This is a genomic window from Alphaproteobacteria bacterium (genome assembly GCA_030740435.1).
In the GTDB taxonomy this organism is placed as follows: domain Bacteria; phylum Pseudomonadota; class Alphaproteobacteria; order UBA2966; family UBA2966.
The window spans coordinates 1-8,159 of the sequence record JASLXG010000164.1 but is presented as its reverse complement, the minus strand read 5'-3'; the positions used below and the strand labels follow the sequence as shown (position 1 = coordinate 8,159).

General features: G+C 66.2%; 10 protein-coding genes and 1 tRNA gene. 1 reads left to right on the top strand and 10 read right to left on the bottom strand.

The window, feature by feature from the left end; all coding sequences use genetic code 11:
* Nucleotides 1–280: SPFH domain-containing protein (locus QGG75_16635; GenBank protein MDP6068860.1), on the bottom strand; the 280-nt coding region annotated here is incomplete at its 3' end.
* A gap of 1,024 nt (nt 281–1,304) precedes the next feature.
* Between QGG75_16635 and QGG75_16630 the strand changes: the two genes are divergently transcribed.
* Nucleotides 1,305–1,520: a hypothetical protein gene (locus QGG75_16630; protein ID MDP6068859.1), complete on the top strand. Its 216-nt coding sequence runs from the start codon at nt 1,305–1,307 to the stop codon at nt 1,518–1,520.
* Nucleotides 1,521–1,815: 295 nt separating this feature from the next.
* Here QGG75_16630 and QGG75_16625 read toward each other — a convergent pair whose 3' ends face one another.
* From QGG75_16625 to QGG75_16585, 9 genes are all read right to left on the bottom strand, one after another.
* A complete protein-coding gene (locus tag QGG75_16625) occupies nt 1,816–2,697 on the bottom strand; it encodes an NAD(P)-dependent oxidoreductase (protein MDP6068858.1) in 882 nt (293 codons plus the stop codon).
* The gene (locus tag QGG75_16620) at nt 2,694–3,476 is read right to left on the bottom strand and encodes a 3-oxoacyl-ACP reductase family protein (protein ID MDP6068857.1); all 783 of its coding nucleotides are present in this window, start codon (nt 3,474–3,476) and stop codon (nt 2,694–2,696) included. Before QGG75_16620 ends, QGG75_16625 begins: the two co-directional genes overlap by 4 nt.
* Complete coding sequence (locus QGG75_16615; GenBank protein ID MDP6068856.1) at nt 3,473–4,429, bottom strand: 4-hydroxythreonine-4-phosphate dehydrogenase PdxA; 957 nt, start codon at nt 4,427–4,429, stop codon at nt 3,473–3,475. Before QGG75_16615 ends, QGG75_16620 begins: the two co-directional genes overlap by 4 nt.
* Nucleotides 4,426–5,307: a 2-hydroxy-3-oxopropionate reductase gene (locus QGG75_16610; GenBank protein ID MDP6068855.1), complete on the bottom strand. Its 882-nt coding sequence runs from the start codon at nt 5,305–5,307 to the stop codon at nt 4,426–4,428. Before QGG75_16610 ends, QGG75_16615 begins: the two co-directional genes overlap by 4 nt.
* 15 nt (nt 5,308–5,322) lie before the next feature.
* Nucleotides 5,323–5,679, bottom strand: coding sequence for a cupin domain-containing protein (locus QGG75_16605; GenBank protein MDP6068854.1), 357 nt, complete (start codon nt 5,677–5,679; stop codon nt 5,323–5,325).
* Between the two features lie 4 nt (nt 5,680–5,683).
* Nucleotides 5,684–6,421: a hypothetical protein gene (locus tag QGG75_16600; protein ID MDP6068853.1), complete on the bottom strand. Its 738-nt coding sequence runs from the start codon at nt 6,419–6,421 to the stop codon at nt 5,684–5,686.
* A gap of 18 nt (nt 6,422–6,439) precedes the next feature.
* Complete coding sequence (locus tag QGG75_16595) at nt 6,440–6,901, bottom strand: glycine/sarcosine/betaine reductase selenoprotein B family protein (protein ID MDP6068852.1); 462 nt, start codon at nt 6,899–6,901, stop codon at nt 6,440–6,442.
* 81 nt (nt 6,902–6,982) lie between these two features.
* Nucleotides 6,983–8,029: a selenide, water dikinase SelD gene (gene selD, locus QGG75_16590; GenBank protein MDP6068851.1), complete on the bottom strand. Its 1,047-nt coding sequence runs from the start codon at nt 8,027–8,029 to the stop codon at nt 6,983–6,985.
* 28 nt (nt 8,030–8,057) lie between these two features.
* Nucleotides 8,058–8,153: transfer RNA gene (locus tag QGG75_16585), tRNA-Sec, on the bottom strand.
* Nucleotides 8,154–8,159 lie beyond the last annotated feature (6 nt).

Below are 8,159 nucleotides of genomic sequence, written 5' to 3'. Positions count from 1 at the left end.
GGAAGCGCAGGAAGCTGTCGACCACCAGGCGCTTCTGGTCCGAGGCGATGATCTCCTCGGCCGGGGCGTCGTAGGCCAGGATGCGCTTGTCGACGAAGATCACGTCCTGGATGAAGGGAATTTTCACCTTCAGACCCGGCATGGTGACCACGCTCTGCACCTTGCCGAACTGCATGACCAGGGCCTGTTGGGTCTGGTGCACGGTATAGAGGGCGCCGAAGGCGGTGATGCCGACGACGGCGACGAGAATTCCCAGGATAGCCAGGGTGCGCCTGCTCATTGTCCGCCTCCCGGCCGCTTTTGCAATTCGGGCAGGGGCAGATAAGGCACCACGCCCGAGCCGCTCTTATTGTCATTGTCGATGATCAGTTTGTTCATGCCGCCGCCCAGAATCCGATCTATGGTCTCCAGATAGATCCGCTGCAGGTCACGTCCTTGGCCCGAACGTGTCTACCCGGCAAGCTGTGAAAGCAGGTCGGCACACTTCCGTGCCACAGTGCTGTCAGGATTTTTTTCTCCAGGGATCGTGGCCTACCCCTGTTTCTCGACGTAGTCATTTCTGCTCCAGGAATCGATTTTCTTCATTTCTGCTAATTTCCGATCCTTCTCCGGATCCCGGTTGTACTGCTCAACACTGCACCGCCAGCGGCGCCCCACAATCCCAGTTTGATCTTCTCCATATCCATCCGAATACCTCCATAAAAATGGGGCGCGAATCATCTGCCTCGGGACGGACGCGATGGGCGATTTTGTATTCGTTCTCCGAGACGTCCGGCGCCGCGACGATGGGCCCAAATCGATATGCTGTCAATCACGCCAGCTTGCCCACCCTCATCCTCGTCGAGTGGTTATCATTCCACAACGTTTGCACTGCAGCTTTTGGACCGTGCTGCCGGGACCGAATCCGAAAGAGGCATCTAGGATTTGGCTGTTATGAACTCCAACAACACAGAGGAGGCGCCCAAGGAGCTTTCGAACGGCTCCCAACTCAACGTCTCTTTTGCGCCCGTTCGACGGGCGTTCGGGCAAGGCACGGATCCTCATGGTGAACCGCCATGGTATCGTTCGAGTAGGGGCCTTCAAGCGGCCACCGTCAATACCGGAGGGCCGGTGTTTGGATGTGGCGCAGTCCCCTCATACAAACGGCCAGCGAGCCCCCATCGTCAATCCTTCTCCCGGACCGCCGATCCAGATAGGATCTGCTGGCGCCGACCTTGCGAACCAGCCTGCGGGCGGACCCGCCCGCGCCACGGGATGGAAATACTCGCCCGTGATGCCTCGAACCGAAGCAGAGGATTTCCGAAATGTGGAAGTCATCAAAATCGAGGACCGAGAAACAGTTCACCGCTACCCAGAAGAAAGATAAGCAGATCCTCAACGAAAGGGAAAAAGCGCGGCGGGAGAAAGCAGAACATGTGGCGAAGCTGCGTGCCCTCCGTTTGGCCAAAGAGGCGGCCGACAAAGCGGGCGCCGAGGACGCCGACGTCATGAGTGGGGCTGCCGAGAACGAAACGCCATAGCGCTTGCCCCAGGCTCTCCGACGCTAATCATAACGGCGGCATGCGTCTGGCGAAGTTCGCCGGCATGTTCCCCGAAACCGCAAGTATCAAGCCGAGCCGGGAAGGTAGGGCCCACTCCCAGAATGGGCGCATACACGCCCCGACAATCCTAGGAATGCGACATGTTGCCACTCGGTAAATGCTTGCAGCCTGTATCGCCGGCAAATTGCGACAGCCCGGTTGAGTCGGGTTTGGTTCAAAACCGCCCTTTTGGCAACCGCTGATATTGCGCCCGGACCAGAGACCGAGAGGGAGACTACACCGGCTCGTCGTCGTAGAGCTTGAGCACGGCGATGCCGTCGAGTTCGCCGTGACCCCGCGCCACGAGCAGGCGAAACAGCGCCGCCGCCTGGCTGGCCATGGGCGTCGGTGCCTTTAGCGCCTTGGCCAGGTCGTGCACCATGTCGAGGTCCTTGAGCACCTGGCGGGCGTAGCCGGCCGGGGCGAAGTCGCGCTCCAGCATGCGCGGGTAAATGGATTGCAACATGTTCGAACCGGCGTGCCCGGGCGCCAGGGCGGCCGGGATCTTGGCCGCATCGATGCCGCCCTTCTCCGCCAGCCGCAGCGCCTCGGCCAGGACGCAATAATTGGTCAGCACCAGCACCTGGTTGATCATCTTGGTGATCTGGCCCGCCCCCACCGGCCCCATGTGGGTGAAGCTGGCGGCCAGATCGTTCATCACGCCCGAGACCTGGGCAATGGCCGCCTCGTCGCCGCCGGCCATGATGGCAAGCTTTCCCGTGCCGGCCGCCGGGGGGCCGCCCGAAACCGGCGCGTCGACCCATTTCATAGCGCCGCCGTCGCTGGCCAGGCGGGCCGCCATCTCGCGGGTTTTGTCGGTCTCGGTGGTGGAGATATCGACCAGCACCTTGTCGGCCGTGCCGGCCTCGACGACGCCGCCGGGGCCCAACACCGCCTCCTCGACCGCCGCCGTCGAGGTGACGCAAATGATCACGATGTCGCTCTCCCGAGCCACCTCGGCCGGCGACGAGGCGGGCCTCACACCATTGGCCTGGGCCGCCGTGACTTTGTCGGCGACGATGTCGTAGCCGGTGACGGCGTAGCCCTCGGCCACCAGGTATTTCGTCGCGGCGCTGCCCATCAGACCGAGGCCGATGAAGCCGATGGGGGCCGTCATGCCCCGGGCCCCCTTTCATCGGGCCCCAGCGTCAAATTCAGCGAGAGCCGGCCGCCGTCGGCGTAGATGGTTTCGCCGGTGACGTAGCTCGATTCGTTGGAAGCCAAAAAGAGCGCGATGGCGGCTATCTCGTCGGTGCCGCCGAGGCGGCCCAGCGGAATGCGCGACATGATTTTTTCCTTGGTTTTGGCGTCGGCCAACAGGCCAGCCGCCATTTCGGTATCGATGGTGCCGGGACCGATGGCGTTGACCCGGATGCCGTGCTGCGCCAGCTGGATGGCACTCGAGCGCGTGAGCTGGTGGATGGCGCCCTTGGAGATGGTGTAGGCGGTCTGGCCTGGGATGGCGACGATGGCGTTGATCGAAGAGAGATTGACGATGGCGCCGCCATCGCCTTGCTCGACCATCTGCCGTGCCGCCGCCTGGCTGGCCAGAAAGGCGCCCTTGATGTTGATGCCCATGACGGCGTCGAAGTCCTCTTCGCTGAGATCGAGGATCGAGGCGGTGCGCGATATGGCGGCGTTGTTGACGCAAACGTCGAGGCGCCCGAAGCGGGCCACGGATTCGTCGACCAGGCGCTGACAATCGGCCTTTTGCGAGACGTCGGCGACGATGCCGGCGGCGTTCTCGCCGAGCTCCGACACAGTTTCCGCCAGTTGCTCCTCCAGCACGTCGCCGATCATCACCCGGCAGCCCTCGTTCACGAAGCGCTGGGCGATGGAGCGGCCGATGCCGCGGGCACCGCCGGTAACCACTGCCACTTTGTCTGCAAGTTTCATCTGCTGCTCTCCCTGTTGCTCGCTGCCATGGTGCGGCAGAGCTCATAGGCCGCCCTGAGCGCCGCCGGGTTGGCCTGGCCCTGGCCGGCGATATCGTAGGCCGTGCCGTGGGCCGGTGTGGTCACCGGCACCGGCAGGCCGCCGAGCAGCGTCACGCCGCGTTCGAAACCGATCAGCTTCATGGCGATCTGGCCCTGATCATGGAACATGGTGACCACGGCGTCGAACTGGCCGGCCCGGGCGCGCACGAAAACGGTGTCGGCGGGCAATGGGCCCTGGGCCTCGATGCCCTGGTCCCGAGCCTGCGCGACGGCCGGGGAAATGACCTCGATCTCCTCGCGCCCGAAGTTGCCGCCGTCGCCGGCGTGGGGATTGAGGGCGGCCACGGCGAGGCGCGGCCGTTCGACGCCGGCGGCTTTCAGTGCCGCATCAATGAACACGATGGTGTCCAAAACGCCGGCCTGGTCGATCAGCCCGGCCACGTCCTTGAGTGCCACGTGCGAGGTCACGCGCGCCGTCCAGAGTTCCTCCAACACGTTGATCTCGCCCACCTTCGTGGCCGCGAAAGCCTGGGCCAGGAAGCGGCCTTCGTCCTCATGGGCCAGGCCGCCCAGGTGCATGGCCTCTTTGTTCAGGGGCGCAAAAACGATGCCGCCGATGTGGCCGGCGTGGGCCAGCTCGACGGCGCGGCCCAGCGCCGCCAGAATTTCGCCGCCGGAAGCGGCCGTGGCCCGGCCAGGCTCGCTGCCCTGACCCGGCAGCGCCTCGACGGCGGCCAGCCCGGCGAGGTCGAAGTCCGTGCCGGCCACCATTTGGCCCTCGGCGAAGACCTCGGGGTCGCCGAGGCAAATCAGGCGCGCCCCCGAACAGCCCGCATCCAGCAGCTTGGCCACCAACTCCGGCCCGATGCCGTTGCGGTCGCCGTGCAGCAGCGCCAGCCTGGGCTCGTTCATGTCTTCAAGACATGCCCGGCCAGGGCCTCGATGACCTTGACGACGGAGCTGTGGTCGGCCTTGGCGTCGGCCGCACTGGTGCCGTTGAAGACCTGCTGGGCGTTGGCCGTGGCGGGCAGGCTGAGGCCCAGCTCGCGCGCCGTATCGAGGGCGATGGCCAGGTCCTTTTGCTGCAGTTCGGTCCTGAACCCAGGCTCGAAGTTGCGCTCCAGCATACGCTGGCCGTGCAGCTCCAGGATCGGCGAGCCGGCCGCGCCGCCCAGCAGGGCAGCCCGCACCGCGGCCGGGTCGGCGCCCGCCTTGGCGGCGAAGACCAGGGCCTCGGCCACGGCCTCGACGGTGATGCCGACGATGATCTGGTTGGCCGCCTTGCAGATCTGGCCGGCGCCGTTTTGCTCGCCGATGTGGGTGATGGTCTTGCCCATGATCTCAAAGTGCTGTCGCACCCGCTCCAAGGCCTGGGCCGGGCCACCAACCATGATTGTCAGCGCCGCCTTTTGGGCGCCGACGGGACCGCCCGAGACCGGGGCATCGAGGTAATCACAGCCCAGTTCGTTGATCCGCCCGGCGAAGCGCTGCGTGGCGGTGGGCGAGATGGTGCTCATGTCGACCACGGTCTTGCCCGGATCGAGGCCTTGGGCGACGCCGTCTGGCCCGAACAGCACGGCTTCGACGTCGGGCGTATCGGGCACCATGACGATGACGAGGTCGCCGGCCTCAGCCACCTCGCGGTTGCTGGCGCAAGCGGTAGCGCCCTTCCCGAGCAGCTCGGGCGGCAGCGGCGCCAAGTCGTAGAGCCAAAGCGCTCGGCCGGCATCGAGAAGATGCCCGGCCATGGGCGCGCCCATGATGCCCAGCCCTATGAATCCGATTTTCACGACGTGTGTTCCGGCTCAGTCTTCGTCCTGGTAGGTCACCAAGTGAGCGAAATCCTCGCGCTGGGGCGAGAAGATATCGATGATCTCGCAGGGCTCGTCGCCCACCGGGGCGCCGCCGTGGGCCTCGCCGCCGGGGATGTGGTAGAGGCTGCCGGGGCCCAGGATGTGGACCTCGCCACGGCAGTGCATCTCGAGCTGGCCGCGCACGATATAGACCAGCTGTTCGTGGGGATGGCTGTGCATCTCGACACCGACGCCGGGCTCGGCGAGGTTGCGCACCACCATCAGGTTGTCGCCGCGAAAAGCCTGGCGGCTGTGGCCGGGGGTTACGGTTTCGCCGGGTATGTCGTCCCAGGTGCGGGGTTTGCTCATCGCCTCAGCCCGCGATCCGGTGGGCTTGCGAACGTGGGATGAGAAGCGCCATGGCGAAGGTTTTCAGCGCCTTGTCGGGGCTCCCGGCCAGCACCGGGTGCAAGGCGAAATAAACCTTGGCGGCGGCGGTTTGGCCCCAGAACCACTCGTTCACCTCGGCGCTGGAGGCGCTGCCCGGCTGTGACAGCGCGGCCTCGAAATAGAACGCCTTGATGTCCTCGGTGGCCAGCTTGAGCATGTCGGCGGGGCCGAACTCGGGGTTGGGACTGGGGTCGGGCTGGGCGGCCAGAAACGAGGCTACGAAGCGCGCCGCCGCCTCGATCTCGAGGCCGCTGGCACCCACCGTGGTGCGTTCGTTCTGGCGCAGGCCAAGGTCGTACCAGGGCGCCATCTGGCTCAGCTCGACCAGCATGGCGGCGCCGAGATCGTCATCGGCGGCGGCCTCGGGCGCCGGCAGGTTGATGGGGCAGACCCAGCCTTCACTGTCCTCGGCGTGCGCCGGGGGCGCTTCTTCGTGGTGATCGACCAGTTGGGGCCCGGAATCGGATTCCAGCAGCGCCAAGGTCGCCGCCAGGACGCGGCGCTGGAAAGCGGCGTCGCCCGGTGCGCCCAGCGGCCGGCCCAGTTCAAATGGCACCCACAGCGCCCGCGGTGGTTTCATGGCTTCCGAGTGCTCGCGGATCAGGCTGATCTGCGTCGTCGCCACGCCTTCGTCCTCGAGATAGTGTGCCAGCCCGCCCACGGCGCGCGTGCAAAAGGGTCATATGGGCACCAGCAGCGCCGCATCGACGTTGTCTTTCTTCAGCAGTTCAGCCAGGCGCCGGGCCGGGCCTTCGTAGAGGTCGGGGTCGGTGGCGCCCATGAAGGAATAATGGAAATCGGCCACCGAGCCGATCTCGCCGTCGGCCGCCATCTCGCGCAGGCGGTCGATGGGGAAGGCGACGTTGAGGTCCTGTTGAAAGCCCGAACGGTCGAAGTTGGTCGAGACGTGGCTCATGATCAGATCGGCGCCGGGCGTGTCGCCCGGGATCACCCGGTAGTCGTCGGCCCCCAGCCCAAAGGGCCGGTCGCCGCGTACCTGCAGGCCGGCCGTCGAGATGATGGCGACGCGGCGCTGGCCCAGCGGCGGCCCCGCCACCCAGGGCGCGCTGTCGTAGCTGCGACAGGGCAGCTTGGCCAGATGTTCGCGCGAGCCTTCCGGCAAGTCGGCTAGACGGACCATTTCTGTTTTCCGGCAGTTGGTGAAGTCGAAAAGTCGCCCTGCTCCCAGCCTACACCGCTGGCGACGCCACGAGAAAGGCTTTCAAACCACCGTCACCCGGGCCGCTCCCTCGACGATGTGGCCCACCACCGCGGCGCCCTGGTAGCCCTGATCGTGAAACAGCGCCAGCGCCGCCGGGGCCTGGTCGGCGACGACGCTGATCAGCAAGCCGCCGCTGGTTTGCGGGTCGCATAGCAGGTTCTTCCGCCACACCGGCAGTTCGTCCGCCAGCCTCACCTCGTGGCCGTAGCTCGCCCAATTTCGCCCCGCCGCTCCGGTGTTGGTGCCGGATTCCGCCAAGGCCCGGGCCGTCGGCAGCAGCGGCAAGTCCTGGGCCTCGATCACCGCGCCCAGGTTGGAACCCCGGCAGACCTCCAGCAAGTGCCCCAGCAGGCCGAAGCCGGTGACATCGGTCATGGCGTGGACGCCGGGCCAGGCGGCGAAATCGGCACCGATGCTGTTGAGCCGCGTCGTGGTGGCGATCATCTCGTCATAGCCAAGCGCTTCGAGCGCACCTTTTTGTAGCGCCGCGCTGAGAATACCGACGCCCAGGGGCTTGCCCAGGATCAGCAGGTCGCCGGGCCGGGCGCCGATGTTGCGCTTGATGGTGGCGGGATCGCCCAGCCCCACCGCGGCCAGGCCGTAGATGGGCTCGGGCGCGTCGATGGAGTGGCCGCCGGCGATGGCCACGCCGGCCTCGGCGCAGGCCGCCGCGCCACCCGCCAGGATGCCGCGGATGACCTCCAGCGGCAGCTTGTCGATGGGCATGCCGACCAGCGCCAGCGCCAGGATCGGCTTGGCGCCGACGGCGTAGACGTCGGAGAGCGCGTTGCTGGCGGCGATGCGGCCGAAGTCATAGGGATCGTCGACGATGGGCATGAAAAAGTCGGTCGTCGCCACCACCGCCTGATGTTCGTTGATCTGGTAGACAGCGGCGTCGTCGCCGGTCTCAGTGCCGATCAGCAGGGCCGGATCGCGAAAGCCCGCCGGCAGCTCGCCGAGCAGTTCGGCGAGCACACCGGGTGCGATCTTGCAGCCGCAACCGCCGCCGTGTGAAAGCGTCGTCAGGCGCACGACCTGGTCGTCCATGGCAGCCTCCCCGCATGGTGGTGGCAAATGGCGGAAGAGGGTGGGAGTCGAACCCACCAGGCACGCTTGGCGCCCCTCACCGGTTTTGAAGACCGGGCGCCCCACCGGGGTGCGATCCCCTTCCAGATGT

What these genes read in the sequence shown, in the direction of transcription:
- QGG75_16625 (MDP6068858.1), bottom strand. Translation starts at nt 2,697, where the DNA reads ATGACGGCCCCCATCGGCTTCATCGGCCTCGGTCTGATGGGCAGCGCC.
- QGG75_16595 (MDP6068852.1), bottom strand. Translation starts at nt 6,901, where the DNA reads ATGGTCCGTCTAGCCGACTTGCCGGAAGGCTCGCGCGAACATCTGGCC.
- QGG75_16605 (MDP6068854.1), bottom strand. Translation starts at nt 5,679, where the DNA reads ATGAGCAAACCCCGCACCTGGGACGACATACCCGGCGAAACCGTAACC.
- selD (MDP6068851.1), bottom strand. Translation starts at nt 8,029, where the DNA reads ATGGACGACCAGGTCGTGCGCCTGACGACGCTTTCACACGGCGGCGGT.
- QGG75_16615 (MDP6068856.1), bottom strand. Translation starts at nt 4,429, where the DNA reads ATGAACGAGCCCAGGCTGGCGCTGCTGCACGGCGACCGCAACGGCATC.
- QGG75_16630 (MDP6068859.1), top strand. Translation starts at nt 1,305, where the DNA reads ATGTGGAAGTCATCAAAATCGAGGACCGAGAAACAGTTCACCGCTACC.
- QGG75_16620 (MDP6068857.1), bottom strand. Translation starts at nt 3,476, where the DNA reads ATGAAACTTGCAGACAAAGTGGCAGTGGTTACCGGCGGTGCCCGCGGC.